The sequence below is a fragment of the Halalkalibacter oceani genome (assembly GCF_040544555.1).
Classification (GTDB): Bacteria; Bacillota; Bacilli; order Bacillales; family Bacillaceae_D; genus Halalkalibacter; species Halalkalibacter oceani.
Genome location: NZ_JBEPKD010000033.1, coordinates 1 through 26,155, shown reverse-complemented (window position 1 = coordinate 26,155; position 26,155 = coordinate 1). Strand labels below are relative to the sequence as shown.

General features: G+C 44.5%; 26 protein-coding genes. 2 read left to right on the top strand and 24 right to left on the bottom strand.

Annotated elements, in window-relative coordinates:
* Positions 1-240: 240 nt before the first annotated feature.
* Entirely contained in the window at positions 241-1,116 is an 876-nt protein-coding gene (locus tag ABMB67_RS21430; RefSeq protein WP_251224356.1) for an AraC family transcriptional regulator, read from the top strand.
* Between the two features lie 80 nt (positions 1,117-1,196).
* Here ABMB67_RS21430 and ABMB67_RS21425 read toward each other — a convergent pair whose 3' ends face one another.
* From ABMB67_RS21425 to ABMB67_RS21395, 7 genes are all read right to left on the bottom strand, one after another.
* Positions 1,197-2,501 carry an acetamidase/formamidase family protein gene (locus tag ABMB67_RS21425; protein ID WP_354573259.1) on the bottom strand — a complete coding sequence of 435 codons (1,305 nt, stop codon included), beginning with the start codon at positions 2,499-2,501 and terminating at the stop codon, positions 1,197-1,199.
* A gap of 157 nt (positions 2,502-2,658) precedes the next feature.
* Complete coding sequence (locus ABMB67_RS21420) at positions 2,659-3,021, bottom strand: hypothetical protein (protein WP_354573258.1); 363 nt, start codon at positions 3,019-3,021, stop codon at positions 2,659-2,661.
* Between the two features lie 56 nt (positions 3,022-3,077).
* Entirely contained in the window at positions 3,078-5,093 is a 2,016-nt protein-coding gene (locus ABMB67_RS21415) for a TRAP transporter permease (protein WP_354573257.1), read from the bottom strand.
* A gap of 208 nt (positions 5,094-5,301) precedes the next feature.
* Complete coding sequence (locus tag ABMB67_RS21410; protein ID WP_354573256.1) at positions 5,302-6,426, bottom strand: TAXI family TRAP transporter solute-binding subunit; 1,125 nt, start codon at positions 6,424-6,426, stop codon at positions 5,302-5,304.
* Between the two features lie 98 nt (positions 6,427-6,524).
* Positions 6,525-7,271 carry an SDR family NAD(P)-dependent oxidoreductase gene (locus ABMB67_RS21405; RefSeq protein ID WP_354573255.1) on the bottom strand — a complete coding sequence of 249 codons (747 nt, stop codon included), beginning with the start codon at positions 7,269-7,271 and terminating at the stop codon, positions 6,525-6,527.
* Between the two features lie 67 nt (positions 7,272-7,338).
* Positions 7,339-8,484, bottom strand: coding sequence for an LLM class flavin-dependent oxidoreductase (locus tag ABMB67_RS21400; RefSeq protein ID WP_354573254.1), 1,146 nt, complete (start codon positions 8,482-8,484; stop codon positions 7,339-7,341).
* Between the two features lie 21 nt (positions 8,485-8,505).
* Positions 8,506-9,273: an alpha/beta fold hydrolase gene (locus tag ABMB67_RS21395; RefSeq protein ID WP_354573253.1), complete on the bottom strand. Its 768-nt coding sequence runs from the start codon at positions 9,271-9,273 to the stop codon at positions 8,506-8,508.
* 351 nt (positions 9,274-9,624) lie between these two features.
* On the opposite strand from ABMB67_RS21395, the gene ABMB67_RS21390 reads away from it, so the two are divergent.
* The gene (locus ABMB67_RS21390; RefSeq protein WP_354573252.1) at positions 9,625-10,398 is read left to right on the top strand and encodes an IclR family transcriptional regulator; all 774 of its coding nucleotides are present in this window, start codon (positions 9,625-9,627) and stop codon (positions 10,396-10,398) included.
* A 77-nt stretch (positions 10,399-10,475) separates the two neighbouring features.
* On the opposite strand, the gene ABMB67_RS21385 is transcribed toward ABMB67_RS21390, so the two are convergent.
* The 17 genes from ABMB67_RS21385 to ABMB67_RS21305 all read right to left on the bottom strand — a co-directional run bounded on the left by ABMB67_RS21385 (position 10,476) and on the right by ABMB67_RS21305 (position 25,873).
* Positions 10,476-11,303, bottom strand: coding sequence for an SDR family NAD(P)-dependent oxidoreductase (locus ABMB67_RS21385; protein WP_354573251.1), 828 nt, complete (start codon positions 11,301-11,303; stop codon positions 10,476-10,478).
* 33 nt (positions 11,304-11,336) lie between these two features.
* Entirely contained in the window at positions 11,337-12,371 is a 1,035-nt protein-coding gene (locus tag ABMB67_RS21380) for a zinc-dependent alcohol dehydrogenase (protein ID WP_354573250.1), read from the bottom strand.
* 25 nt (positions 12,372-12,396) lie between these two features.
* Positions 12,397-13,335 carry a 3,4-dihydroxy-2-butanone-4-phosphate synthase gene (locus ABMB67_RS21375; RefSeq protein ID WP_354573249.1) on the bottom strand — a complete coding sequence of 313 codons (939 nt, stop codon included), beginning with the start codon at positions 13,333-13,335 and terminating at the stop codon, positions 12,397-12,399.
* A gap of 3 nt (positions 13,336-13,338) precedes the next feature.
* Complete coding sequence (locus tag ABMB67_RS21370; RefSeq protein ID WP_354573248.1) at positions 13,339-13,635, bottom strand: hypothetical protein; 297 nt, start codon at positions 13,633-13,635, stop codon at positions 13,339-13,341.
* Between the two features lie 37 nt (positions 13,636-13,672).
* Positions 13,673-14,233: an NADPH-dependent FMN reductase gene (locus ABMB67_RS21365; RefSeq protein WP_354573247.1), complete on the bottom strand. Its 561-nt coding sequence runs from the start codon at positions 14,231-14,233 to the stop codon at positions 13,673-13,675.
* Positions 14,234-14,317: 84 nt separating this feature from the next.
* A complete protein-coding gene (locus tag ABMB67_RS21360; RefSeq protein ID WP_354573246.1) occupies positions 14,318-15,427 on the bottom strand; it encodes a cupin domain-containing protein in 1,110 nt (369 codons plus the stop codon).
* The gene (locus tag ABMB67_RS21355; RefSeq protein ID WP_354573245.1) at positions 15,424-16,278 is read right to left on the bottom strand and encodes a fumarylacetoacetate hydrolase family protein; all 855 of its coding nucleotides are present in this window, start codon (positions 16,276-16,278) and stop codon (positions 15,424-15,426) included. The genes ABMB67_RS21360 and ABMB67_RS21355 overlap by 4 nt, the downstream gene beginning before the upstream one ends.
* Before the next feature lie 276 nt (positions 16,279-16,554).
* The gene (locus tag ABMB67_RS21350; RefSeq protein WP_354573244.1) at positions 16,555-17,769 is read right to left on the bottom strand and encodes an ABC transporter permease; all 1,215 of its coding nucleotides are present in this window, start codon (positions 17,767-17,769) and stop codon (positions 16,555-16,557) included.
* The gene (locus ABMB67_RS21345) at positions 17,766-19,127 is read right to left on the bottom strand and encodes an HlyD family efflux transporter periplasmic adaptor subunit (RefSeq protein WP_354573243.1); all 1,362 of its coding nucleotides are present in this window, start codon (positions 19,125-19,127) and stop codon (positions 17,766-17,768) included. The genes ABMB67_RS21350 and ABMB67_RS21345 overlap by 4 nt, the downstream gene beginning before the upstream one ends.
* Positions 19,124-19,714, bottom strand: coding sequence for a TetR/AcrR family transcriptional regulator (locus tag ABMB67_RS21340; protein ID WP_354573242.1), 591 nt, complete (start codon positions 19,712-19,714; stop codon positions 19,124-19,126). The genes ABMB67_RS21345 and ABMB67_RS21340 overlap by 4 nt, the downstream gene beginning before the upstream one ends.
* 250 nt (positions 19,715-19,964) lie before the next feature.
* Positions 19,965-20,234: a hypothetical protein gene (locus ABMB67_RS21335; RefSeq protein ID WP_251224350.1), complete on the bottom strand. Its 270-nt coding sequence runs from the start codon at positions 20,232-20,234 to the stop codon at positions 19,965-19,967.
* Positions 20,235-20,618: 384 nt separating this feature from the next.
* On the bottom strand, positions 20,619-20,879 hold the full coding sequence (locus tag ABMB67_RS21330; protein ID WP_354573241.1) for a hypothetical protein: 261 nt from the start codon (positions 20,877-20,879) through the stop codon (positions 20,619-20,621).
* Positions 20,880-20,978: 99 nt separating this feature from the next.
* Positions 20,979-21,905: an RpnC/YadD family protein gene (locus ABMB67_RS21325; RefSeq protein WP_354573240.1), complete on the bottom strand. Its 927-nt coding sequence runs from the start codon at positions 21,903-21,905 to the stop codon at positions 20,979-20,981.
* Positions 21,906-22,038: 133 nt separating this feature from the next.
* Positions 22,039-23,022 carry a M23 family metallopeptidase gene (locus ABMB67_RS21320; RefSeq protein ID WP_354573239.1) on the bottom strand — a complete coding sequence of 328 codons (984 nt, stop codon included), beginning with the start codon at positions 23,020-23,022 and terminating at the stop codon, positions 22,039-22,041.
* Between the two features lie 377 nt (positions 23,023-23,399).
* A complete protein-coding gene (locus ABMB67_RS21315) occupies positions 23,400-24,041 on the bottom strand; it encodes a BclA C-terminal domain-containing protein (RefSeq protein WP_354573238.1) in 642 nt (213 codons plus the stop codon).
* Between the two features lie 281 nt (positions 24,042-24,322).
* Complete coding sequence (locus tag ABMB67_RS21310) at positions 24,323-25,186, bottom strand: Rpn family recombination-promoting nuclease/putative transposase (RefSeq protein WP_354573237.1); 864 nt, start codon at positions 25,184-25,186, stop codon at positions 24,323-24,325.
* A 240-nt stretch (positions 25,187-25,426) separates the two neighbouring features.
* Positions 25,427-25,873, bottom strand: coding sequence for an HIRAN domain-containing protein (locus ABMB67_RS21305; RefSeq protein ID WP_354573236.1), 447 nt, complete (start codon positions 25,871-25,873; stop codon positions 25,427-25,429).
* Positions 25,874-26,155: the final 282 nt, after the last annotated feature.

Below are 26,155 nucleotides of genomic sequence, written 5' to 3'. Positions count from 1 at the left end.
AGCACAATAAGGCCATACTACTGCTCATTTTATTCCAATCTATAAGTAGAATGTAAGTAGACAGTTTTATGTGTACCTCCTCTGACATTCGGATAAAATTAGCATAGAGGTCATCATCATTTTTAAGATTCCGACAGCACTAAAACGATGCTTCTTTCCATCCGACAAATTCGGGCAGTCATTGACGGATCTTGCTCGTCGTGAGCTGGTATACTTTCATTTGTAAGGGAGGTTATTTGCATGAACATGCTTGAGGGGATGAACAACGCGATGCAATACATTGAGGATCATCTGACAGAGGAGATTGATGTTGAGCGCGCCGCCGCGTTTGCTTCCTGCTCGGCGTATCACTTCACGAGAATGTTCTCATCTCTCGCCGGGATCACCTTATCAGAATACATTCGGCGCCGCCGGCTGACTCTCGCCGCGTTTGAACTGCAGCATCATCAGCTCAGAGTAATTGATGTCGCGCTTACATACGGCTACAGCTCTCCTGACGCGTTCAGCCGGGCTTTTCAGACCGTTCACGGCGTGACACCATCGGAGGCGAGAAAGCTGAGCCAGCCGCTCAAGTCTTTCCCGAGAATGACCTTCCAGCTTACAATTGAAGGAGGAGAAGCAATGAATTACCGCATTGAAGAAAAAGACGCTTTCCGGATCGTCGGTCTTAAGAAGCGCGTGCCGATTGTGTTTCACGGGGTGAACCCTGAGATCGCCGCCATGTGGGCTTCGCTTGATGAACAGACAATTACTACGTTAAAGGGGCTTTCAAATCTTACTCCAGCAGGCATGATAAGCGCTTCGACCAACTTCTCAGAGGGCCGAATGCGTGAAGAGGGGGAGCTCGATCATTATATCGGCGTCGCGACAACAGCGGCTTGTCCGGACGGGCTTTCAGCGCTTGAGGTTTCCGCCTCAACATGGGCGGTATTTGAAGCAGTCGGCCCATTTCCAGAGACGTTGCAAAACATTTGGGGACGCATCTATTCGGAGTGGTTTCCGACCTCCGGCTACGAGCAGACGAAAGGCCCTGAAATTCTTTGGAATGAAGGAAAGGACACGACTTCGCCGGCATTTAAAAGTGAAATCTGGATTCCTGTGAGGAAAATTGAGTAAAACAGCTTTCAAAGCTAAGAAAGGCGACGGTTTAGTCCGATAATCCAGACTTTGCCGCCGCCTTTCGTTTATCAACGTCGTTATTCTCGTTTACAATGAGCAGAGACGACCTGTAGAAGCTTCGCCTTTTGTAAATAAGGCTTCGGTGCGAGGAACGTAATCGTCACAACGCCAGGGTGGCGACCAATTTCGATCGAGCCGGTAATCGTCGCTCGGTTCATGATTTCCGGAACGGTTACACCAAATAGATCAGCCGCACGCTTTAGCCCATTGTCGGTTGCCGCATTCAACGTCGGGCCAGTGCCGAGAACAGAAATCGGCAGCGACTCTTCAAGCTCCTTCATTCCCCACTGCGCAGCGACGGCACGTGCTGATTTCAGCTCGGCTTCCGTAAACGGCTTAGCCGTATAAGGCAAATCCTCTTCATTTGGCAGAAGAATCGGCCCTTCAAGGTTTACGCCTTTCAGAATGTGCACCTGCAAATGCACGATACCGGAAACATCAGCCGTATGACCGGCAATTTCACCATCCCCCTGCATCGCGTGCATATCGCCGAGGTAAACGCCGCCGCCCGCGACTTTCACAGGACAAATCAATGTCGCGCCAGCCCGAACCCGGCTAATATCCATATGTCCGTCCGTGCGGTGCTCATCCAGTTCCTCCTGTGTCACTGCATATTCATGCGGCGCCCCGACGAGAAACGAGCCGAAATCACCGGCGTTATGCGAATCGGGCAGCGGCTTCGACGGCGTGGTGCCGAGCTGGCCTAAAAACGGCCTCATCCGAGCGACCGTGCCAACTAAATCGTGCGGCGCAAAAGTAACGATCGGATTCTGGACAGAGGCATCAGGCGTTTTCATATAGGCACGCCCATCACGCCCGATTGTTTCTGCCGCTTCCTTTGCCAGCGTCACACCGACATCGCCGTTTTCGCTGAAACCAATCGTATAGCCATTTGTAAAAACAAACGGCGTCACATCCGCATGACAGGCTGCGCAGCGGATCGCCTCTTGTCCGATTCCTTCAATCACCGTATCAGGATAAAGCGTACCGCACTCCGGACACTGCACGGCGACGAAAGGATCGCCGAGAAAGCGGCCATCGACCGGCTGATCATTGCCCGACGCTGTCGCCAGCGATGTCACATGCATCGAATGAATCTTAATCACGATCGCGTCACCTGGCTCCGCCCCTTCAACATAGACCGGCTTCGTCACCTCATGCCCGCCGCGAATGCACGGTGTAATCATCGGTCCCCAGCAGCCGGGCGCCGTGTTGGCGATAATATGTCCTCCATCCTTAACCGGTCCTAGCATCTCTTTTTCAGGGTCCAGCACTCCATCGATAAATGAATTGACCAACAACGTCTCTGTCGCTTTCTTCATCAGACTCAGCCCCTTTTCGGAAGATTCCGTACAATGATAGCATTCGCTTCCGGGCTGCTTCTTTCCTCCTGTTGAGCCAATAAAAAAGGGTAACGAGGCTTCTCCGTCCTCATCACCCTTGGATGAAACTTTTTTAATACGTCTCCATGACTTTTTCTTACAAAATACGTTTGACCTCAGCCCATGATTCGGCTCTGAACACTTCCTTTTGCCGTTGATCCAGCTCTTCGATGTCAGTCATCGCATTTAGCCGTTCAAGTATGGTCCCTTTATCCTCTTCAGGAAACCTCGCTTCTAAAAAGTTGACAGTCGAACGAATGAGCCGCTCCCGTTCCCCTTCTCTTTTGCCCTGTTCTAACCCTTTTTGCAAAGCCTCCTGCTCTCTTAGCTCCGCCTCACGCTTAGCCGCTTCTTCATCCAGCACTTGCTTCAAGCGCGCCTCATAGGCAAGTACCTCTTCCTCCGTTGCACTGAGTTGATCCCAGCCTTGAAAAGCAGTCTTAAGTACATCATCTTTCATGGCGATCTCCTCCAGCTTCGAATTTATGAAAACCTGACACAGCACTGTCTTCCGTCTTACATGATGCTCCTCTTTGAACTCTGAATGGCCAAATCAGTTTTTTTATAAAATAGCCATTCCAGCAAAATAAACAGAACAGCACCAATAAACCCGATTATATTTACAAACAAACTATATTCCAAGATGGAAGGCGGCATTACTAGACATATAGCTAAAATGGCAACTGCACCACGTTTTATGACGGATAAACGCCGGAATAAGAATCCCTCTACGGTTATAGCCAGTAAGTAACAAGCAATTAGAGAAACAATGATCGAACCAATAGTTTCACTCCATGAAACAATTGGTTCGTATCTGAGCAATAATTCAGGAGCATAGACGAATAAGAATGGAACTAAGTACGCAACCAATCCTAATTGCATCGATCTGAAGCCGATTTTATAAGGATCACCTTTTGCTATAGGCGCCGCTGTAAAGCAGCAAACGGCCACCGGTGGTGTGAAATTGGACAAAATCGAAAAGTAAAAGACGAACAAATGGGCCGCCATAGGATCGACACCGAGTTCAATAAGGGAGGGTGCAACAAGAACAGCAACCAGTGCGTACGCTGCTACCGAAGGCAACCCCATTCCGAGTAGAATACAAACAATGGCACTCATTGCTAATAAAACAAACAATCCATATTCAGCAAAGCTCGCAAGAATAACCCCTATATTAAACCCAAGTCCCGTTATTCCTGTAATTCCCATCACGATCCCTGCGGCTGCAAGGACAATCGTGATTTCTATCATCATTTTCCCAGTATCAACAAAAACATCACAGAGCAGTTTGAATAACTTTTGAAATACCTCTCGTTGTAATGCCAGAAAGATCAAAGCAACAACCGAGGCATAGAGCCCGGAAACGGTAGCTGTATACCCTTGAAAGAATAGAAAATATACTAGCGCGACAAAAGGCGGTATGACGAGCCAGCCTTTTTTCAGGACATGACGAAGAACGGGAATTTTTTCTTTTGGCAATCGGGTAATTCCTTCACGACCTGAAAATAAATCAATTTGCAAGAAAAGACAGAGATAATACATTATAGCCGGGACTAAAGCAGCCAGCACCACTTCTGTATAGGGAACACCGAGTGTTTCCGCAATAATGAAAGCCGCGATTCCCATAACCGGTGGGATTAATTGTCCCCCCGTCGAAGCAACCGATTCAATGGCACCTGCTTGATTTGCACTAAAGCCGCTTTTCTTCATTAAAGGGATCGTCACGGTTCCGGTTAATAATACATTGGATACAGGGTTCCCAGTTACAGAGCCAACTAGACTTGAACCGACGATTGCCCCCTTTGCCGGTCCTCCTCGAAAACGTCCAAAAATCGAGAAAGCGACATCATTCAAAATATTTGCTCCGCCGAAATAAAGCAGAATTTGTCCGAACAGAATAAAAATCAATCCAATTGTAGCCGCCAGGTTAAGCATGCTCATCATGCTGCTTGGATCAATATAGAGATAATTAAAAAGTTGATCCGGTGATGTTTTACTTCCTCGAAAAACTCCTGGCAAATATGGGGCAAGAAAACCATATGACAGAAACACAGCAATGATAATCAAAAGGACCGGACCAAGCACTCTTCTAACCGCCTCCATAATTAGCAGTACACAAATTGTACTTACCAAAAAGCGTTCAGTGGAGACGTACGTCATTCTCATGATAATGTCAGGATAGTAGAAAAGTAAATAAAGCCCGACATATAACCCAAGAACCGAAAGAACCCAATCATACCAGGGAACCTTCTCTTTTGAAGAATGTTTAGTCGCAGGTATATAAAGAAAAACCGGACATAAAATAAGGGCCAAAAATAACCCAATATATTGTTCGGCATAAAGAGTTAATCCGAACGTTTGATGTAATCCTAAAACATACATGATCCCGACTAGTGGAATCAGAAAGAAAATCGTCGTAACGACGATTTTCGGGAAACGACCTTTGAACATCCGATACTTATCGTTCCCGCTGCTTTTCTCCCTTACCTCCTCTAATGGTACAATCTTCTGATTGTTTGCATCTACTTTCATAAATTATTTGCCCTCCTACATGTTAATGAACAAACTGTAGACCGGTTTCGCTTTCGGACAACGCTCTTTTTCGAGGAAAGGTGTCAAAGAACCCTCTGCATCATGTCATGGCTTTGGACTTATCCTTACAAGGTAAAAGGATAAGTCCCTTCGTTACTAAACTAGCGAATTGGAATGCTATATTTGATTTTCTATCTAATATCAACCTTTATGAAATTCCATTTAACAATTCTTGCTGCTTTTGTTCTACTTCATCATTCCAAAGTCCAATATCTTGAAAAAACTGAACTGCCCCTGAATGATAAGGCACTTCTGGATTAGGATCAAACATTAAGTCAGGCTCCCATGTTTCCAGCCATGGATGGACGGAATGCAATTCCTCATAATTCTCCCATAATGCCTCCATCATCTCATAAACAGTTTCATCCGAATAATGAGTGGAAGTCACCATATAATTTGGATACCGAATTCCGATCGTCTCTTCTTGTATATAGCCTTCTGGTTGGACCGTTGTCATTTCCGCAATCGGAAGACGTTGCAAAATTTCATCAACCTGCTCCTGAGGAATGTCATCAAGTTGGCCAGGTTCAAACCCATCAATAAAATCAAGGGCGTACAAGCCTGTCGCATTATGAGCTTCACTCATTACCGGCGCTGTCGGCACTAAAGCAAATGTCGCATCAAGACGATTATCCTGAAGAGCTTCAATACCAGCGACAATCGTAGGGATCGGAACAGGCTGAACATCATCCCATGTTAACCCATTTGCGTATAAAGCAGCTTCTGTAATTGCTAAACCGACAGCTGATCCTGGAAATTCTGCCGCCACTCTTTTTCCTTTCAAATCAGCTATCGACTTAATACCAGAATCTTCTCTTACTACAAGTCCAGTTGCCGATAAAAAATTCCCCCTGACTAGTAAACGCATTTCTTGAATGGCTTCTTCATAGCCGGCCGTTTCCTCTCCTTGAAACGCCCACACTAAATCAATGGCGCTATCTGCTCCTAGTGCTACCTCTCCTGTATTCAATAATGGCACCCAACCATTAACCCCAGAATACGGTTGAATCGTAACCGAGACCTCTGATCTGTTACTAATCATACTGGCAAGACCATTCCCCATTGCGTTAGCAGATGTTCCTACCGGCGAAGTGGCGAAATTAATGGTTTCCGTTGTAACTCCTGCCGGAGGTTCAGTACCCTGTGTTTCTGTCGTCGTCTGTCCTCCAGCACTGCCTCCTCCTTCACTACAGGCCGCCAACATCATGAAAACAAACAGCAGAATTAGTAGAAAGAATTGTTTATTTGTACTCCTAATCTTAGTTAAACTCATACAAATTCCCCTCTCATCGCTAGTGTAATTGACATAGCCTCTCTCAGCGGATTTCGTTCGCTAATAAATGATTTTGCCAAGTCATACACACTTACTTTCTATAGTCCTCTGCCCCCATCAAGTTGCAGTACAGTTCCTGTCATCATTTCTGCATCCTCTGATACTAGGTAAAGAGCGGCTTTCGCTACTTCTTCAGGGGCTACTAATCTTTTCAGAGGAATTCTTTCCAAAACCTTATCTCGTGTACCTTCAGTATCTTCGATAAATTTATCAAGCATTGGTGTCTCAACTGCTACTGGAGCAATCACGTTAACCCGAATTTTCTCGCCCGCCAATTCAGCTGCTAATGCCTTGGCCAATGTTATTTCCGCACCTTTCGTCATCGCATATAAATTCGTACCGGACATAGGCCGCACCCCAGTCATAGAGGACGTGAACAGAATATTGCCTTTTTTCTGTTTTTTCATGATAGGAATGACATATTGACACCCGATAAAGGGCGCTTTAACATTCACATTTATAAGTTGATTAAGCGTTATTTCATCCACTGTTTCAATCGGTTGAAAAGGATGCCCCGCTCCCGCATTATTCATAAAAATATCAATTCGGCCAAATTGGGAGATGGTCTTTTCGATTAATCGCTGAATTTGAACAGGTAGAGTGACATCTGTTTCAATAAATAATGCTTCAAATCCTCTCGACTTGCACTTACGTTGAACCGACCAGCCTTTTTCCTTATCAACATCCGCAATAATAACCGTAGCTCCGTGCTCTGCAAACAGCAACGCTGTAGCTTTTCCAATTCCCGAACCAGCTCCGGTTATCACAGCTACCTTTTGCGCCAACTTCAATGACCACCCCGCCTCTCCCGACTTGATTGCACTTAGAAAAAATCAGATCTGAAGCATTCTCTTATGATAATTGTTTAAGTGCTGGTAACACTTCTTTTCCTAACAATTCAATGTTTTTGATCGTACGATGATGAGGCATGTTTCCAAAATGTACATTCATATTCAATACACCAAATCCCAGTGTCTTATGGTATTCGGTTAATTTTTGGCGTATCGTTTCAGGGGAACCGACTAGAATATATCCGCTTTCTACCAGATCCTTAAACTTCAAAGCTCCAGGTGTCCCTAAACCAGCTTTTGATTTCAAAATATTTTGCAATGATTCTTCCGAAATATAGCCCGGAGGAAAGAAGAAATCTCTTGGCATGACCATTAACTTGTCAAAAAAATACATAGCATGTTCTTCCGCCTCTTCGTATGCTCTTTCGTCTGTTTCAGCACAATAGGTTAACAGGGACCAACCCAGTTGTTCAGGTGAAGCAGTATAGCCAAACTCCTCTGCGCACTCGCGATAATAATTAAATGACCGTTCTACGCTTTTAATCGAGCTGAATGTTTGCAAATATTTATATTTTTTCTCTGCAGCAAAGCGAATTGTATCCTTACTTCCTTGCGAAGGGCACCAAATTGGTGGATGTGGCTTTTGATACGGCCGAGGCCAACAATTAATATTAAAAGCGTCATAATGTTTTCCATGATAGGAAGTCGGTCCATCCTGCGTCCATGCTTGGATAATAATGTCATGGGCTTCAAAAAATCTTTCCTTCGATTTCGTTGGGTCTAGTCGGAATGAATAAGATTCCGCTCCAATTCCCCGTACAAAACCAGAGACAATTCTCCCTTTGGTAATGACATCAAGCATCGCCACTTCCTCTGCTACCCGTTGAGGATGTTCATGCAGGGAAATTGCGTTTCCAAGGATGGCGATTTTTATATTTTTTGTTCTTCGAGCCAACGTCCCCGCCATGACATTTGGCGAAGGCATAAGACCATAAGCCGTTTGATGATGTTCGTTAACTCCAATTCCATCGAAACCCATCGTCTCGCAAAACTCTAATTCATCCAGATACAAATTATAGAGCTTATTTGCTACTTCAGGGTCAAAATGAGAATTTGAAAAATTCACCCAGGCGCTATTAAATTTTTCATTAAAGTCATCGGGCATATTCATATATGGCATTAAATGAAAAGCAAATACTTCAACCATTTTCTTCACTCCTTCTATTTTTTAATCTACGAAAGATACAATTTCATTTAAAAATTCGTGAGGCTTCTCCACATAAGGCAAATGTCCACATTCTTCAATAATCGTAAAGACTGATTGAGGGATCGCCTTATGTAGCTTTTCTCCATTTTCTACTGGGATTAACTCATCATGTCTTCCCCAGACAATTAACGTCTCTACATCAAGTCCTTGTAAGCGCTTTAATAATTTGCGATCATAACCCTTCTGCCAGGAAAGTCTGGCATGCATCGCCCGATTCCTTAGCATTTCTATAGGCATCTCATCAAGTGGCGGGATATTCGGGATATTCGCTTTATCATAGAATAGCCGTCCGAACAATTCATGGATGGTCATACCAAATGGATCAAGACCTTCCTTACCTGGAATATTGACACCTGCTGCGTTACAAACTATCAATTTATTTACTCGATGAGACTGAATTAAAGAAAATTGAAGTCCTAACCAGCCCCCGATCGAATTCCCACATACGGAAACCCTTTCATAATTGATCGCGTCAAGGAAATCACGATAATGAAAAGCTAGATCATCTATTGTATCAATATCCTCTGATTTCTCCGATTCACTAAATCCAGGATGATCAGGAGCCAATATTTCATATCGTAAAGATAGTTCTTCCAAAAATGGATTCCAGCCTCCCCCATTTGCTCCGTGCAACCAAAGAATTGGCTTTCCTTTTCCGGCTCGTAACAACCGGACCTTTGTACCTTTTACATCAATTTTTTCTTCAGTATAAGAAAAAGCTGCGCACATTCCCGTTTCCTCCTTTTATGAACTATATAAAGACATCGCTAAGAGCTTTATTCCTTATCGACCCTACTACCAGCAAGCTATTTCAACTAAATTTAAGAGCTAACCAATGATCACCTTCTCTTCATCTCACTTAACGAGATAATAATCTCATTTTTATATTTAAAATATAACAGAAGGTTTTTGCTCCGTCAATATTTTTAGTCTACTTTTAATATTTAGAATTGTTTTTACGTTGCCAAATGGGACAATCAATGATTTTCGAGATAATTGTTTCATTTTTGATTTCAGTAAAAAGAAGAATATTGTATACTTAGAATAATTACGATATTCAAGATATAGGATGTGAACAGATTGCGCGATGTAAATATAACCCCTATCCGCTCTATAGAAAGGGCAATTGAAGTGCTTCAAGCTTTTACTCCTGAAAAGCCTTCTCTTACGCTTGAGGAACTGTCAAGTATCACAAACATACCTCGTTCAACCGTCTATCGAATTCTCTGCACCTTAGAGGGAAAAGGACTTGTAAGATTTGAAACTGCGACAGCCCACTATAAGCCGGGCCTGCGGTTAATTGAATTCACCGCGCTGGCATCTACGCTGGATGTCCGCCAGGAGGCTGAGGATATCTTAACGGAATTGCACAATATTACGAACCAGACTGTTGTCATGGCTGTTGAAGACGAGGATGAAATTGTTTACGTTTTCAAAAAAGAAAAATATGTCGGCTTAAAGTTCTCCTCACAAGTTGGTCAACGGCGCCCTTTCATTTATGGTGTTCTTGGGCCTGTAATCCTTGCTTACAAACCAAAACAACGAATCGAGGAGATTCTAAGCATTCCGATTGATTCTTATACGCCCCAAACGACTACGGATATTGACGAGATTCGAAAAAGATTAGAAATGATCAAGCAAGAGCAAGTGTTTATCGAAGCAGATGAAACGACTATGGGCGTTACAGGTATCGGGGCCCCGATTTTTGGCGCAAATCAAGAGATCATTGCGGCTATCGGTGTTCTTTCCCCGACGATTCAGCTTGCCGAAGATGAACTGGAAAAGATTAAAGAATTAACAATGGATGCTTCAAGGAAGATCTCAAAGAGAATGGGATATAAGGAAACCGTTTGATATCACTGAGTTAGCTTTAATCATTAAAGAACAGGCCGGATAAGTTACCTTCCGTGCCTGTTCTTTACACTGATATATTAATTGAAATACATTCCCCCGTTTATGTTAATTGTCTGACCGGTAACATACTTGAAGGAGTCTGTACAAAGGCTAAGTACAACACCAGCTACCTCCTCTGGCTCTGCAAATCGATTTTGCGGTACTGAGCTGATCAAAGCGTCATACTGCTCTTTCGGTAATTGATCCAGCGCCTGCCCTCTAGCTGAACGCACATAACCTGGGGAAACAGCGTTGACCTGAATCCCATACTCAGCTGTTTCCAAAGCCAGTTGTCGTGTTAATCCGATAATTGCTGATTTAGCCACTGCATACGGGCCTGAGGTAAAGGTTTCCGCCTTTAACACCCCTCTTTGTCCGGCAACCGAAGTGAAATTAATAATTTTGCCAAACCGGCGTTTTTTCATGCTGGGAAGGACCGCTTTGGAACAATAAAAAGCACTATTCAGGTTTACATTCAAAATCCTGTTCCATTGTTCTACTGTAGCATTTGAGATACTTAAATAATCTGACCTTTTCTGATCTGTTTCTTCCCCCAATTCACTCCGGCTAATCCGGCTCGTTCCCCCGACATTATTAATTAAAATATCAATTCCATTTGTTTGCTTCATCATCGCTTCGATTGTCTTTTCGACTTCTGATAATTGACTAACATCCATATCGTAACAAGTAGCCTTTATTCCAAGATCAGCAAAATCCTTCACAGCCTGCTCCATGTGCCTTTGATCAATGTCTCCGATGAGAATTTCGGCTCCTTCTTTGCCAAGGTATTCCGCGATTGAACGACCAATCCCCAGCGGATGCGCTGCTCCTGTTACTAACGCCACTTTCCCTTTTAGGTTTGCCATGTTCAATGTCCCCTTTCTTATCAACAAAGCTCCTTATTGCTTAAACACGAACACCGGCTTTGATACTTTTTTTGCAATTGCATCTTCAAATGCGTTAATTGCCTCTTCCGGTTTGTAATATGACACAAGCCCTTCTGTTTTCATTTTATTCTGGGCCAATAACTTGATTGCCCGCTCCATATTCATCCAGTCATAGGCACAGCTTGAAAAAATAGAAATTTCCTTACGAATTGCACTCGTAAGGTCTCCTTCTACCATCTTTGAGAATAAGCCAACAAGGGTAATACTCCCTCCCTTCGCCGTTACTGCCAAACAAGCTTGAAAAACAGAAGCAGCTCCCGAACATTCGATTACGTGTGAAACCGTTTCTTTGCCGTGCCATGCTTTTAAAACTTCAGGTATCGATTGAAGCGAGACATTAATTGTTTTGCAACCTAACTCTCTTGCAACCGGCAACCGAACTTGCTCATCAGACTCAATTCCAACGACGATAGGTTCTGCTCCGACCGCTTTTACCATCTGTGCGACTAAAAGTCCGATAGGGCCAGGTCCAGTAACAAGAACTACATCTCCTGCCCGCACTCGACTTTGATCTAGCACAGCATGACTGGCCACAGCAAGCGGTTCAGCCAAACAGGCCCTTTCATAGCTTAAAGAAGAGGGAATCTTATGAAGATATTTCGTAGAAACCGCAACTAATTCCGTGAACACACCATCTTTCACCATTCCTCTCACCTGAAAGTCATCACATAAATGAGTCTTTCCCTGCAGGCAATTTTCACATTTCCCGCAATAAAGAATGGCCTCTATTACGACCCGATCACCTTTATCAAAATTCGTAACTGCCGAGCCGATTTCTGCGACTCGCCCGGCAGCTTCATGCCCCATAATAACCGGGGTTTGAATATAATGATGTGTAGGTGCAAATTGATAAGCATGAATATCTGATCCACAAATAGAGGCATGATGAATTTCCACTAAAACTTCATCAGCTTTAAGGACAGGAGGCTCAACCTCTACAACCTGAATGCCTCCATATACCCTTTCCGTCTTCATAATGGATTTCATTGTTTTCTCCTATCTTTCTTTGATTTTAAAAATTAGCTATTTGACGATAAACAGCCTCCTGCCGAAATGTATGGGTCAGCTTTTTTAGCTGTTTTTTTATAAGCGCAAAATGACTTCCAACATTACTATGAAGCTGGGATTCAACTATGATGGCACTAATTTTCTGTTGAACAAGCTCACTGTAATAATCAGGTAAATGTTTGTCACATTTGCATTGCTCAAGACCAAGCCAATCGGCGGCCTCACACGGACGATAAAAAACAACATCATCCGGATCATCGTTGTATTGGTTCAGATAAATGTGGAACGTGCTGTGAGAGAGCTCATCATTGACCGTGTAGGCCCATATTCCATTTAATGAATCAAGGCAACGCTGCTCTATGACGGTCAGCCATTGAGCCTGCTCATATTGTTCCTGCAAAAGTTCGCTAAACGTAATCATTTTCATCTTGAACTTGTTACTCATTTGTTCTACTTCGAGCCGTGTTGCAACGTTCGCTTCCTTATTTAAGATTTCACAGACGTAAGCCGCCGGATGTCCTGATGCTTGCCGGGCGACCATTACCGCTGCTTCTGCTATCCCGGTTCGCTCCAGCAGCATATTCTCCGCACTAATCAGCGGAAAAATATGACCTGGACGTTTAAAATCCTCGGGCTCAACCGCAGATAACGTAAAGGCTTTAATCGTATCGGCCCGCTCATAAGCGGAAATCCCTGTTGTCGATGTTTTATAATCAACCGAAACCGCCATCCCCTGTTCACTTTCTTCTATTACACTAAGCTCCAATTTTCTTGCAATATCCTTTGTAATACAAACATACACAAGCCCCTTCCCTTCATGGGCCATGAAGTTCACCGTCTGTCCATCCGCATTTTCAGCAGGGGCCATCAAATAACCAACTTGTTGCTGCAAATCATCAAAAAGGATAATCGGCTTTTGGTCGAATTTTAAAGCTGAAAGCATACTTCACCCTCTTTTCTTCTCTTCATATTGGCCTGACTCGCTGAATTCTTGAAGCCTCATTGTTAGTCCCTTTCTTCCAATTTTCAGCCGACCATTTTCACCTCTTCCATTGCTAGCCTCCAAATATGACAAAAACGCCAAAATCTTAGGCCTGCGTTGAAGGATATCAGAAAGTCCATGACTAAAAAAATGGTCATCAATTGTATTGTAAACACCGCGGTTAATCCCATAGATTTGTTGGCAATATTGGAAAAAAGACAGATCGGGAAAATGAACCATTTTATTGACTTGCTCGATCAAGGAAACCCCTCCCTTCCCAGAAGATGCGAGTTCCTACTTACTCGTTTTCTATTTTTTGAGGTGTCCCCTTCAATGCTGTTTGCATAAAGACAACCTCTTGGGCCAAATTGCGAATTCTTTCCAAGACGTCTTCATCAACAATTTCATTCATTTGATTGAAATGATCTCTATGAAGATACACATATCCCGGAGCTGAAAAAGCACGAAAGTAACCGGCAATCGGCTTCAGCTGATTTTCGATCACGAGATAATGCTGGTAGGTTCCTCCAGTTGCCGCAAATCCAATCACTTTATTTCTGAGAGCCGAGACGGGAAGCAAGTCAATCAGATTTTTTAAGACACCTGTTAATGAGCCTTGAAAAATGGGTGTAGCCATAATATAAAAGTCGGCCGCACTGACGATTTCGATTACTTTTTTTGTGTCTCCACAATACGTTGCTGGGTCTCGGCCATCGCAAAACTGAACATCATAGTCCCGTAAATCCAATAGTTCGACTTCTACGTCCGGCTGAATCTTCTGCGCTTCTTCCAATAGCTTTTTGACAACGGTCGCTGTTTTTTCACCTATTAATGTGCCTGAAATCCCTAATAGTTTCACCTGACTCCCAACTCCTTTAACGAATACTTGCATAGAGGTCCGCCGGCTTCTGTTAAAGGACGGACCGTTTGAAAGTCGTTGCTGTTAATAGAGCGGTTTGAACACCTCTTCTACGAGCTGATGTCCATTATTTTCGTTGTACTCCTCCACCCTTTCAAAATCAAAGGCTTCCATAATAGGAAGATCATTTGTAGAAAATAAAAGAGCTTCATTCTCTTGATCAATGTTGACATGTTCGTGCCATGTCCAGGAAGGGATCACAAAAAAATCACCCTCTGACCAGTCAAAGCGGACCCCGTTCATTACGGTATAGCCTTTTCCTTTAAAAACATGATACACATTACTATGGACATGCCGATGAGCTTTGCCAGAAAAACCGGCAGGAAGCCTTTGCATCCGTGCTCCAATTCGATTGTTGGCATCCTTTCCAGTCGTTGGATTAATGTATTCAAGAGCAAACCCATCAATCGGATCAGGATCAAACTGTTCTAAACCGTCGAGTCCCTTTTTCGTCAACTCCCATTTATATCGGCCAAGCGGAGCACTTTTCGGCTGGCGGTCAATGATTGGGCGTGTCATTCCTCCCTGATAACGCTTCGTATTAAAATCATCGGGAACAAGTCTCTCCTGCTGTTTTTCTGGATAAAATTCCGTAAAGCAAACATTCATATACATGGTGAAGGGGGAATCGAGGCAATCCATCCAAAGCACTTCCTCCTCGCCAGTATTTTCGTGATCATGCCACGCCCAGGTTGGCGTATTTAAATAATCGCCTGGCTCGAACTCCACTCTTTCCCCATTTACTCTTCCTTGAGCACCATGCCCTTTCATAACAAACCGGCAGGCAGTTGTTGTATGCCGGTGAGCCGGCGCAACCTCGCCCGGTTTGACAGCCTGAACCGCTGCGTACAATGTTTGCGTAGCTCCCCCCCAACCAACCGGTTCCAAATCTTTCATTCCCGGATTAATTAAGAAAATAGCCCGTCGATCTGCTTCTTCCCCTACTTGAAGCAGCTCCTTTGCTGTTTCTAAATTTCTTTCAATCAGCTCTCTCTTCCATAAATAGGGGATCGGCTTTGCTTTCGGTTCGATTGTGTTCAATTTGTGAATGGAAGACCAAAGCGGTCCTAGATTGTTTTGTTCTAGCTTTTCATGAAATTCCTCTAATTGTGTGCTCATTTTTTCCGTATTCATGAATGAACCTCCTCTTTATAATCAACAGAAACTGAGAACTCTCCAATACGATCAATCTGAATTCGGACCGTATCTCCTTTTGTAATTGGCCCGACCCCTTCAGGTGTTCCCGTTGTTAAGATGTCACCTGGTTCGAGTGTCATCGCTGCTGATGCAGCTTCAAAGAATTTATAACAGTCATAAATTAAGTCTTTCGTATTGGCAGATTGACGCAGCTCTTCTCCAACCCATAACTTAAATCCAACTGAATTTGGATCCCCAAACTCATCTGCCGTCACAACCCAAGGGCCAATCGGGGTAAATGTATCAAAGGATTTACGCCATGGACGATCCTCCTTTCCTCTGACGGTAATATCCATTAAAGCGAAATAACCAAAGATGTAATGATGGGCCTCTGAAGCAGGAACATCCTTAGCTCTCTTCCCTACGACAAAAGCCAGTTCGGCTTCATGGTCAGTTCTCCTATCCTTAAAAGGAAGTCTAATCATCTCCTCTGGACCAATAATTGATGATGGCGCTTTCAAAAAGAAGCCTAATTTTTCAATCGTATACTCCGCATTATTGAATTGCTCGTTCATTTCATCCTGATGTAAATAGTAATTCACAGGAGCAGCTACAATCTTCCCCGGATTAGGAATAGGAGGACGAAGACGAACATTTGAAAGGGCATAATGCTCTCCTTCCCTTAAAGATGATTCAATCCTCGGCTTTAAATCCTTAAAGTTTTTCATCAATGTAACAAAGGACTGCTGAGGCTTTTCAGTATCCCAGTTAAGTAAATCAGTTATGTCATAAATGCAATCTTCTTTTACAACGCCAATTTTATATTCGTTAAAAAGGGCGATCTTCATGTTTCCACCAACCTCCATCTCACTATATGAGTTGTTCAACTCATTTTTTATAATATTATCCTAACAAACGAATGAAAAACCGTCAATATTTTTTAGAAAATTAAGAATATGTTTGTTGAAAAAACGACTTATGAAACAGAACTGTGACGTAAAATCGAGCCGATCATGGTTCTCAAAAAAAGACGCAACAGAAAGCGGACTCTCCACTTTCTGTTACGTCTAAATGACACTCCTTATATCGTCACCATCAATTGCTCACAAAGCTTGTCTCCCACTCTATGAAACATACTTCGTCGAACCTGCTTCCGGCAATTCACCAGCCACACCCTTCTCCCTCCAGAAAAAATGCGTACCTGAAACGAGAATTGCGAGAAAGAATGTGACGAGCCCCATAAGGAGCAACGTGATCGCAGGGGGCAGCACCAGCTCCAGCCCGTTGCCCTTTAAAAAGATTTCACGGACGCCCTCGAGAAAATGAGTCAGCGGCAACAGCTTGCTGACAAACGCTAACGCCGCCGGCATCGCTTCGGCCGGCCATGTATAGCCGGAGAGCAGAAAGGATGGTACGGCAATCAGCATCGTCACCTGCGTCGCGCCAACCTGGTTGCTGGAGAACAGACTGGCGGCATAGCCGATGCCCAACAACGCGAAGATGAAGGCAGCCGCCAGCAGCAGCAACGGAAGCACCGTGCCCCTGAACGGCAGGTCAAACAGCAGAACGCCGATGCCCAACGTAAAAAACGTATTGACGAGACCAATCAGAAAATAAGGCGCCGACTTAGCGTACGCCGTTTTCCAAGGCGAGGCCCGCCATGCGGCGAAACGCTGCCATGTGCCCTGTTCCTTCTCACGCGTGACGGTCAGTGAGATGCCTAAAAACAATACTTGCTGGATCACGGTGCCGATCAAGCCGAAAATGAGAAAGACTCCGTAATTATACGTTGGGTTATATAGAACCCGGTAGCTGAACGGAATCGGCTGAAAGGCCGACTGAATTTCCTCCGTCCGCAGACCCTCCTGCTGCATCCGTTCGACCGTCGCCCCGAGGCCAAATGTCGAGACGACTTCATTCGCCCCTCTCGTTGCGACATTGGAGACGACCATATTGCTGCCGTCGATCATCGTCAGCACCGCGGGCCGTTCGCCGCGTTTTAAGCCGACCTCAAAATCAGCAGGAATGATAATGCCGACTTTAGCCTGCCCGCTGGCGAGCATTCGCTCGACCTCCGTTTCCCGGTACACCTGACTTGTGACCGCAAAAGCTTCCGTCTGCTGAAAGGCCTGCACCATTTGCCGGCTGAGGCTGCTATTATCCTGATCCAAAATGACGGTCGGCAGCTGGTCGACGCGATCATTGGAATATAAATAGCCGAACATCAGCGTATAGAGAAGCGGCGTCAAGAACAGGATCGCCAAAAGCCGCTTATCTCTCACCATGCTGCGCCACTCCTCCATGATGACTGCGCCTACGCTCAATCCTTCCTCTTTCATTGCTCTTCTCCCGTCCCGTGCCAAATGACCGTCATCCCCGTCGCCACATCAGGAGGAAGCTCGTTAAGCATCACCTTGACGCCAAATGTGCGTATATCGGTTTCGCCGATGCTTTGCGATGCCTTTTGCGTCGCGTAGCTTGCGGTAGGGCTAAGCTGCACGACTTCTCCCTCGATCGATGTGTCGAGCGAGACAAGTCCGACTTCGACCGTATCGCCGACCGAGACGCCGGCTACGTCCGTTTCCGGAAAATAAAATGTCGCCCAGCGATTCTCATGTGATTCAATCGTATAAACCGGATAGCCGGCGCTGACAAGTTCACCGATCTCGGCCTGCTGGCTGACGACGACGCCATCAGTCGGCGCGACAAGCTCCGTGTAGCCAAGATACGTTTCCACTTCGGCCAAATTAGCCTGCGCCTGCTCAAGTCCGGCCTCCGCGGATAACACAGTCGCTTCCGCCTGGGAAACGCCTGACTTCGCCGTTTGTTCCGTCGCTTGGGCCTGGGCAACACCGGCTGAGGCGGCCTCGACATCACCTTGCTTAATGTTGACTTGCGCCTTGTTCGCCTTTGCCAGGTTCACAGCTGCTTTCGCCTGCTCGACCTGAGCCTGGGCGGCGTCGATTTCTTCCTGGCGTGATCCTTTCTGGCTCATTTCCACCTGCTTTTGCGCGACGTCATAATCGGACTTTGCTTTTTCATACTTTAGCTGCTGCTCCTCGACATCGACCTCTGAAGCCAATCCATCGGCTAACAGCGCCTTCGCCCGCTCAACATTTTTGCTTGCGGCGTCAAGCGCTTCCTTCGCGACATCACGCCGGCTTTCGGCCTGCGCCTGTTCCTCGGGACGCGGACCGCTTTTCACCGCCGCCAGCTTCGCCTCGGCCGCCTTCAGGGCAGCCTCGGCCTCCTTGATTTGCTGCTCGACGCTTTCAGCGGTTAATGTTACCGCAGAAGAGGCTTGAGATTGCTTCGCCTTCGCCGCATTGACAGCTTCGGACGACTCATTGATTTTCCCTTCAGCCAGGCCAACAGCCGCGCGTGCTTCGGCGAGTTTTCCTTCCTGGACTTTGACAGCCGCTCTCGCCTGCTCAACCTGGCTTTCCAGCTCAGAGCTTTCCAGTCTGGCAATGACCTGCCCTTGTTCAACGGTTTCCCCTTCTTCCACGAGCAGTTCAACGACGCGTCCCGCCATTTTAAAGCCGGCATTGGCCTGCTTCGCCTCGACATAGGCCGTTTGCATCGATTCCGCTCCGCTGACAAACTGGCTGCCCGCCTTCGTCGCCGAAAGAGCGAATATACTCCCCGAAATCAACAGCACAAAAACCGCAATCGTGATGATTCTTCCTTTGTTCATTGGTTCTCCTCCGCCTGTCTCTCTGTAATTAACCCGTTCATAATACTGTTCTCAAGAATACCGGCCAACTGATCGTCCGATAAGCTGTGCTGCGGCGCCCACTCCGTCACAACAGCAATGTACAATTTGAAAATGAGAAACGCCGTCAGCTCCGTCTCACAAGGCTCGATTTTATTCGCTTTGATCGCCTGTTGCAGCAAGCTGGCCAAATATTGAATCGCTTCCGTCTCAATTTTTTTCAAGGCGTTGGCGACGAGCGGTGAGCCGGTCCAGTCAATCTCCTTTGCCATCGTCCGCAGCAACGCGTGAACTTCCCGATAATTAAGAATCTCCGATATTGCGTTATGAAAATTGATAAACACCGGAAGCTCAGGCTGAATAACCTCATCCGCTTTCTCCTTCATCTCCCGGATAATGACATTTATAATTTCAAGCAGAATATCCTCCTTCGTCTCAAAGTAGTTATAAATCGTTCCCTTTCCTACCTTGGCAAACTTCGCGATTTTATCAACCGAGGTTCCTTTATAGCCAAAGGTGGAAAACGTCTCTTCCGCAGCCTTCAAAATCGCCTCCCGCTTCGCATCCATGTGCAGCAGCTCTCCTTTCAAAAGTGACCAAAATCCTAAATTAGTTCTGTAGTCATTTATACTGTAGCAGGCTTCCTCTGTTTTGGCAAGATCCTGTCTTTATGAAAAACGAAAAAAGCGCAGCAAAAGATGGAGGAGTCATCCTTTGCTGCGCCTTCAGAAAAACTTGTTTCGGCGAATTGCGATTTATTTTTCATCAGTTAAAAGCAGTAGCTTCTTGAAAAAGTCATTTGCTAAGGTTTTCTATGCCTTAATTCTTACATGTTTTATAATATTCCTGCCCTAAAATGATTAACCCTCCAACGGTTAACAAAATTCCTATCACAAACGGAAAACCTAAAAATAAGGATTGTACAGGTTCATCTCCGTACTGTGGCGCTCCAAAAATAGCATGCCATAATTTAGATTTCCCTGACCAAGCTGTTATTTCCATAGCGTAAATCGTACCCGCTAACAAAATGGTTAATGTAATTAATAAGCCCCCAAGAAGGACAAAGCCACCAATAACAATGCGTTTCATGATTTCTCCCCTTTTTTCTTTCTCCGGCTCTTGTCAGATCGCTTTAGGCTTTCCTCTCCATTTCAAGATGTAACAAATCAATTGTAAAGCCAGCTTCCATTAACAAATCTAGTCCAAGCAATCCATTTATATCTTCATATCCAAAATCATTAAAATCTATCTCAACGTGTTTAATCGTGCAATCACTGATTTGAATTTGATTTACTCGCTTCCTAAAGGCGTGCTTTTTCCTCCAATCCCAATGTAAGTCAACATGAAGACCGATATCTTCAACTGCACCTTGAAAATAAGGGTTCTAGCAGCCCCAGTATCGACAACCATATTCTCTATCACTTTATTTTTTCATTCCATGTTAAAGCAATATCCACTAAAAGCAGCCCATATTTATGCTTGATTTTCATGATAGCCCAATCTCCTCAAGCCTACATCTTGACGCACTTCGAGTACGATCTTCTTATTAGCAGTGTGGTAAACTAACTCATCACCTTTTGATTTTAACAATTCACTTGTTGCTGTTTCATCAGAGACAGGCTTGATTACTGCTATATCTTCAATAAATTCTTGACCGTTTTTAATATGAGACGATAAAACTTTTAACTTCACAAATTGATTTGGATATAATTTTCTAACGTCTGACCATTTCATCCCTCTCACCGGCCCATTTTTTCATTCTTTCCTGATCAATCTGAAGCATGTTTACTACATCAAGCTTCCACAGTACAAGGTTCTTCCCCGACAAAAAGTTTACTCGGCCGACTGAGACCATCTCTCCTGCTTTTCTAATGCCTCTTGAATAAGGGTAGTCATTTCCTTGCGAGTCTCTGCCCGGTAAAGGTCGCGTAATAACATTTTGAGTACGTCAATCTCTGTAATTTGTTCCACTGCGTCTTGCATGCTTTTTGATTCCAGACCAAAACGACTATCCAGATATTCCTTAATATCTTCTTGATGAGTTTGGATTCTAGTTCTACGTTCTGCTCGTTCCTCCGCCATGCGCAACACCCTTGCCATACTCGCCACCTCCATTAGTTTTTCAACGTATTCCTCGTCAATGAACTTGTCGCTAATCGCAATAATCGTTGACATGAGCTTTACTTGCTGATTTTGATTCTTTATTCTCTTAGCTAATTCCACGGTTTCAATCGCCCGTTCCGAGCGGTCTACAATGCTTTTCATCAATGGGAGAAAAATAAGGTTCAGCTCATCGACATCGGTCAATTCCTCTCCGTTTTCAATCTTTGTCCAGAGATCTAAGATGATCTGGTCCCCGTCATAATCCTTCATGAAAACCGCCTTCGTCTCATATGTCACGGAGCCATATTTTTTTACTTCAGTTGCATGATCGACATCCGCGCCATAAATGACAACTGTTTGAATTGGCTTCTTGTATTTCTCATAAGCACTCACATCATATTGCAGAAAACGGTCTAGCTCTTTCTCAGAAAATACGGTCTGAAATTCTAAATGCAAATACGTGTCATCCTTTAACAAAAACATAAAGTCCATTCGGCGATCATTGACGGTAATGATCGGCAAATCAGTTGGCACAACTCTCACAATGGGAGCGGTGTTGATACCATAAAAATCTAAGGCTTTTTCTCGAAACTGCTCAGTCATGCTGCGAAAAATAATGTCATAATTGGCATAGGCAACATCGGCTCGTTTCCCCATTTTCCGTACATCCTTTTCTTTTTATTTTATCATACTTGTTAACTGAAAATACCGTCAATGCTTATACATGCCTTGACCCACATTTAACAAAACAGGAGGTTCCTCTCCCCACCAACCCCTGTCCAACGAACACCTATTCAAACCCTGTTGCCTCTTCACCACGCACCGGTTCGACTCCGTCCTCAAACGTAATCCGGATAGAGGCCGCCTCTTCCCACTCGGCACTGTCGGCGACGTGGAAGTGAATATGAGGCTCACTTGAGTTGCCGGAATTGCCGCATAATCCGAGCAGCTGACCAGCCTCGACCTGATCGCCCTCGCTCACCTGAAGACTTCCCTGCTGAAAATGGGCAAGAACACTGTACTCACCATTGTGATGGTCTATGATCACATGATTGCCGAGCGGCTCCTGCTCGTTTGTCTCGATGCCCGGCGTGTTGTCGGCAATGCCATCTTCAACAGAGACGACCGTCCCCGCAGCCGGGGCGACGACTTCCTTGCCGAAGGCGTGATAACTTTCATTATTTGTTGCTTCGCCTTCGAAAGTCGAGCCATTTTCAACGACAACAAGATCGTAGGCATAGCGCTGGCTTTCCACCGGGTAATGGTAGTTCACCAGTTGATTCGTTCCACCCCAAAACGTCAGCCAGCTGCCGGTAATCGGCATCCGGTATGTGCCTTCCGTATACTGTTCATCCGTCTCCGGGTGCGAGCTGAGCGGCATTACCTGAAGACCTTCAATCGTCCAATCTTCAGCGAAATAAGCGCGGATTCCTTTATCGCCATTATCACTGACCCATTGGTACTCCTCATATCCCATCACAGGAATTTCCGATACGAGCTGAAATTCCTCGACTCCTTCAATAAATGTCTCGCCTAACTGAACAAACTCCTGCAACGGCACCTGCGCCTGAAATTCAGCGCTCGTCTGACTGTGCAGCCGCTCAAACTCCCCACCCAAATAGCGCTCCGCGAATTGCTCCGGCGCGACCGCCTCCGCCTGATCTTCGACTGGTTCCTCTTCTATAGGTTGTGGGCTGCCCTCTTCCTCACCGCCGCATGCCACGAGAAGCCCCGCCAGCATGAGCGAAGTCGTCACTGTCAAATACCGATTCATTGTAAGCACTCCTTTCGAATATCCTCTATACGAATTCTACGATCACAAACGCCATTACGTTTCATCTTAGTTATTGTTGCCGGAGAAGGGGCATTCTTATGAATAAAGGCTACGTCAGATAAACTGTTGAAGCCCTGCTTTGGGTGCATTGTCTTATACAAATAGAAATACCATCAGAGCCTTAAAACCCTCCAAACAGCACTGCGAGAAAACACGAGTAGCTTTCTCCCTTTAAATCTCCCCCTTTCCTCTTTGTATTTTAAGTTAATTCCCACCTTCTCATAAAATACACTTACTCAGTGAGTGGAGTTGCCGCGCAATTTTGTTCCATTGTACAAGAAAAAAGAGCCTCCAGAACGGAAGCCCCTAAATGTGTTTTAGTTGATTTTTTTAATCGTGAGTGTCGTCGGATTATCGAGATCAAGAGTTACCCCACCAAGTAATCCATAAAGCTGCAAACTCAGTTCATCACCCTCCTCTACTGAGACTGTTGCTGATCCATTGAAAGCCCGTTTTGATGTACCTGATGAATCAATAGTTGACGGAATTGGATTTCCATTAACAGTAATTCTTGAGCTAACTAATAAATCAGCAGTTATATAAATATCATAAGACAGCTCATACTCCCCAGCTACTTCTACTGTAAAGACTGTATTTTCTGCATTAGATGTAATTCCATTTAACTCTTGTGAATCCGGTAGCGGAATTGAGGTGCCGCCTAAAGTTACCGCTATAAAACTGCCGCTTGAATTCGAGGCGCTGCCTTCAATTTCTATTGTCCCGTTCTGCTTGGCGTCATCAAACGTTTGTGTCGCAACCGCCAAAGAGGCAATAGCATTGTTGACTTCTGTTTGACTTGCATTTACATCGTCCTGAACCGAAATAGCAGAAGTGATGGCATTGCTATAGGCAGTCCATTGCGGAGGTGTAACCCACTGCTCGCTTTCCAGAACATCAGATCCATCTGTACTTGTTTGTACTGAACCTAGATTAGTTTGAGATGTAGCTATTGCACTCACTAACCCGCTTTTATCTACGCTATTCCCGTCTTATCCTTTCTCTTTCTGGATTTATAACGAGCCTACACCGCACGTGCGACTTTCATCGCATACGGCGTTCCATCAACAAAACACTCGTGTTACTTATTTCCCCACTTTAAATATATACTGACTTCGGAAAAATAAGTAGAAATATTTTTCAAAAGCCTAATTTTCTAAGCACCTAAGGAGTGGCCTCTCCACTCATTAGGTGCACGTTTCGGTTATGACTCTTGATGCTGACAGACATTCCGGCCAATGAATTACGTTAGTTTGTTTTTCAATGCTTCCACTTCTTCAAGCGGAAGTTCCGTCATTTCTACAATCAACTCAAGCGCCATCCCTTTTTTAATCATCTTTTTCGCAACCTCAAGTTTGCCTTCATATTTGCCTTCACGTTTGCCGTCTCCGCGAATGGAAGCAATATCTTTTAAGGCTTTTTCCCTCGCTTCGTACTGCATTCTTGTTTCTGGATCCAGGCTTGCCTGCTTCAATATATCTACTGCCATTTCAAGCATCGGGTCTTGTTTTGCCATTTTTGCCCACCTCATATCATCTTCATTTGTTAAAAAGTGTAACCACTTTGCCATTCGATCATTCTTTGGGATCGATCGTTCTTGCTGCTGTCGAACAAATTTAGGCATTTCGATAAAATGTAATTGCATTAAATCCGGAAATGGTTCACCCGTTTTCTCTTCCATCAAACGATAACAATTATAATAGGCATCCGATGTAAAAAACTCAAAATCCAATAAATTGATGGTCGTCACTTTTGTTAATTGATAATAGTCATCTCCCTTGCCTAACTGTTCTTCATATAATTTTGCTCCGTAATAGAGGGATCGCTTGTGAATATTTTTTTGATTGGTTAATTGTATTTCCACGTTGGCATAACCATATCCACTAATTTTTGCTTTTATGTCAAAAACAGATAACTTGTCATTTACATTTTGTTTGTCGGTAAAAGGATTTACTATTTCCACGGCCCCAAAACTTTTCCCATCTGGTACTTGTAAGAAATCATTTAAAAGCGATAATAAAAGTGCTTTGGACTTCTTCCTGTCACTTCCAAAAATAAGCTTAAAAATAAAATCATTTTTCGGTTTTAACCATGTTATTGGTTCCATATTAAAATACCTCTTCGTATACCTTTGTAAAAATTATACCATAAAATACGGAACAAAGCTGTCGAGACTGGTACCTTTTGAAACAGAAATAGAACCATTCGCCTCCTCGATCAGTTCCCCTCGATTTACACTCTTTGTAACAAAAAAAGACCCTCTGCAAGAAGAGGATCATTTTATAAGCTTTCAACTCATCGACAAACAACATGCGTCCTAATTTCGCCCTACATCCGTTCAATTCCTTCAGCACATCACTACCCGTAATTCCTCTTTATCATCCAGCACTTTCTGGATATTAACGAATTGATTCACTTCCCCAGTGATGGAAATGCAGACTTTACGATGAGCAACCGCTTGTGGATGAATAGCCTCCACTTTTGCCTGATAGCTGCAGTTCTGCTCCATGATCTCAAACATCCATCCACTGTAAAAAGCAGGGATGAAGCCTAACTTCTCTCCGTTGACCGACATGACTACGACTGCTTTATGATCATGAGGGTTTTCAGGGTCTAAAGAAAATTCTACCCTATCATCGATTTGAAGCTGGTCAATCACCTGATCTCCCTGATAATAACGCCAACCTGCTACAAAGAAGTCTAAAACAAAGTTGTTATGTTCCACAATAATCGGCGAAACAAATTCATAGGAATCTGTCGCTAAAATGCCGCCTGTCGCCCGCAACACATCCATTTCCGTGCACTCCGTTGAAAGACCTAAATCCTGAAGTACAGATAGGTAGTCAGGTCTTCGACGGTCTGGTAACCGTCGCGCAAACGGCCCAAAAAGTGTGTTGGAAGTATACGTCTTATTTGTATCCGGGAATGCTAAGTGAGGTCGATAACCATTGTCCATCGCTTCTTTCAGCTTTCTTCTATATCCTTCCTGTTTATGGCACACTAGAAATGTAGGAAACGGCAGCTAATTTATGTACATAAAAAAGGCCACTTGCCAACATCCTGAAAAATACATACA